At 65.5% G+C, this 1274-nt stretch carries 2 protein-coding genes; both read left to right on the plus strand.

Annotated elements, in window-relative coordinates; all coding sequences use genetic code 11:
- Positions 1-961 (plus strand): UDP-N-acetylglucosamine--N-acetylmuramyl-(pentapeptide) pyrophosphoryl-undecaprenol N-acetylglucosamine transferase (locus EN964_RS34955; RefSeq protein WP_164776412.1); only part of this gene is annotated, 961 nt, incomplete at its 5' end.
- The coding region (locus EN964_RS34960; RefSeq protein WP_245490737.1) for a Mur ligase domain-containing protein at positions 958-1274 on the plus strand (317 nt) is incomplete at its 3' end. The genes EN964_RS34955 and EN964_RS34960, both read left to right, overlap by 4 nt.

The following is a 1274-nucleotide window of genomic DNA, read 5'->3' on the forward strand; positions in this document are numbered from 1 at the left end:
GATCCAGTCGGCGACGATGGGCTCGAAAAATCCTTTTGCCCTGCTTGGCGCCTTCTGGAAGATCTGGCGCGGCGTGCGCCAGGCTTCTGCCGTCATTGGCAGAATCAAGCCGGATGCCGTCGACGGCTTTGGCGGTTATCCGACCTTGCCGCCGCTCTACGCGGCGACACGGCGCAAGGTGCCGACGCTGATCCATGAGCAGAACGCGGTGATGGGGCGCGCCAATCGGGCGCTGGCCGGCCGTGTCGACGCCATCGCCGGCGGCTTCCTGCCGCAGGACACCAGTGCTGCCGGGGTCAAGACGGTGACGACAGGCAATCCGGTCAGGCCGGCCGTGCTGGAAGCGGCCAGGACGAATTATGCGGCATCGACCGGGGAACAGCCGTTCCGCCTGCTGGTGTTCGGCGGCAGCCAGGGCGCCCAGTTCTTTTCCGATGCCGTGCCGGGCGCCATCGCGCTGCTTTCCGACGCCCAGCGCAAGCGGCTGGTGATCACCCAACAAGCGCGCGCGGATGACGTGGCGCGGGTCAAAGCGGCCTATGCCGCGCTTGGCGTCGCCGTCGAGGTCTCGCCCTTCTTCACCGACATGGCGGCACGCATGGCGGCCGCTCATCTGGTGATCTCGCGTTCCGGCGCCTCGACCGTCTCGGAGATCGCCGTCATCGGCCGGCCGGCGTTGCTGGTGCCTTACCCCTATGCGCTCGATCACGACCAGGCGGCGAACGCGGCGGCCCTTGCCGCTGCCGGCGGCGGCGAAGTGCATCCGCAATCCTCGCTCTCGTCCGAACGCATCGCAGCGCTCATCGGCGAGCTGATGGAAGACCCCGATCGGCTGACGGCGATGGCGGCGGGTGCGAAATCGGCCGGGAGGCCGGACGCGGCACGGTTGCTCGCTGATCTTACAGAGGCTATTGCGTCCAAAAAAACCGTTTCGGATTTCAGGAAGGGGACGCAAGCATGAAGATGCCGCAGACCATCGGCCTTGTGCATTTCATCGGCATTGGCGGCATCGGCATGAGCGGCATTGCCGAAGTGCTGCACAATCTCGGCTACAAGGTGCAAGGGTCCGACCAGGCCGAAAGCGCCAATGTGCAGCGGCTGCGCGACAAGGGCATCGAATGCTTCGTCGGCCATAGGGCCGAAAATCTCGGTGATGCCGAGGTGGTGGTCGTCTCGACGGCGATCAAGAAATCCAATCCAGAGCTAAAGGCCGCGCGCGAAAAGCTGCTGCCGATCGTGCGCCGGGCCGAAATGCTGGCCGAACTGATGCGCTT

This window comes from Mesorhizobium sp. M7A.F.Ca.CA.001.10.2.1, assembly GCF_003998575.1.
Taxonomy (GTDB): Bacteria; Pseudomonadota; Alphaproteobacteria; order Rhizobiales; family Rhizobiaceae; genus Mesorhizobium.